Raw genomic sequence first — 1,107 nt, 5'->3', positions numbered from 1 at the left:
GCAGGAAGTTCTGCACCGAGAACATGGCTTTCTTCATTTCACCGGCGTAACGCATGCCGGCGATCAGCACTTTCTTCTGTGCGAAGTTGAGGATCACGCAGCCGTCGGAGTTGGTGCCGTCACGCTCTGGCACGCACTCGAAGTTGGCAACGTTAAGCACCTGCCACTCGTCACGACCCGCCGGGTTGTACTGAGCCGGGTTGATGAACAGGCAACGGCCGAACAGGTTCTGCCAGGCAGTCTGGGTGGTCATCTTCACGGCCAGGTAGTGCTCGGAAGCAGCACCTACGTGCACGTGGGAAACGAAATGCTCTTGCGCGTTGTTGAATGCCTCGACGCGAGCCCACAGGGCGTCGAACTTGTCGGCCGGGAACTTGCGGTTGATCGGGCCCCAGGCGATGGCAGCCTGGGTGCTTGGCTCTTCAACGATGAAACGATCGACTGGCGAACGGCCGGTACGGTGACCGGTACGAACAACCAGTGCGCCGGTATCGGCAAGCTCGCCTTCACCGCGGTTGAGGGCTTCTTTAACCAGATCATCAACACTCAGATCGGTGTACACGGCGTTATTGGCTTGCGTCATGAGGTTCCCCGTCGGCCAGTGGCCGAGTGCTCCAAACGTTTTTGTAGTAGAAAGTCGTGCACTACTACCGCGAAAAAAGTGGGCCGGATTATGCCAGAAAAGCCCAAAAAGAGTAGGCCCCTCCTGTCGTAACGGCGTTAATCCGGCGCAAGGCAGTGAATTTACCTGCGCTGAAACGTTTCAGTGACGGGTATCTGACGGTGTCTCGATGCCCGCACCAGCGAACAATTGAGTGACATCGGCCGCGTCGAACAGGTAGCGCTGGTTGCAGAACTGGCAATCGATCTCGATGTTGCCACCGTGCTCGACGACCAATTGCTGCGCGTCTTCCTTACCCAGACTGACCAGCGCATTGGCTGAACGTTCGCGCGAGCAGCTGCAGCGGAAGCGCAACTTCTGCACATCGAACAGACGCACCTGCTCTTCGTGGTAGAGACGATGTAGCACGGTTTCGTTGTCCAGGCCCAGCAGTTCATCGGCGGTCAGGGTAGTGGCCAATGCGGTGAGGTGCTGCCAGCTGGCAG

General features: G+C 58.2%; 2 protein-coding genes. Both read right to left on the bottom strand.

Translation table 11 applies throughout. The annotated features are described in order from the left end of the window. Positions 1-583: phosphoenolpyruvate carboxykinase (ATP) (locus ACXRVY_RS30865; RefSeq protein WP_458239190.1), on the bottom strand; the 583-nt coding region annotated here is incomplete at its 3' end. Between the two features lie 180 nt (positions 584-763). Continuing rightward, positions 764-1,107, bottom strand: a 344-nt coding sequence (locus ACXRVY_RS30860) for an Hsp33 family molecular chaperone HslO (protein WP_458239189.1), incomplete at its 5' end; no start/stop codon positions are given.

It is taken from the genome of Pseudomonas sp. P5_A2_2, assembly GCF_054177685.1.
This window is presented reverse-complemented; position numbering and strand designations above follow the sequence as displayed.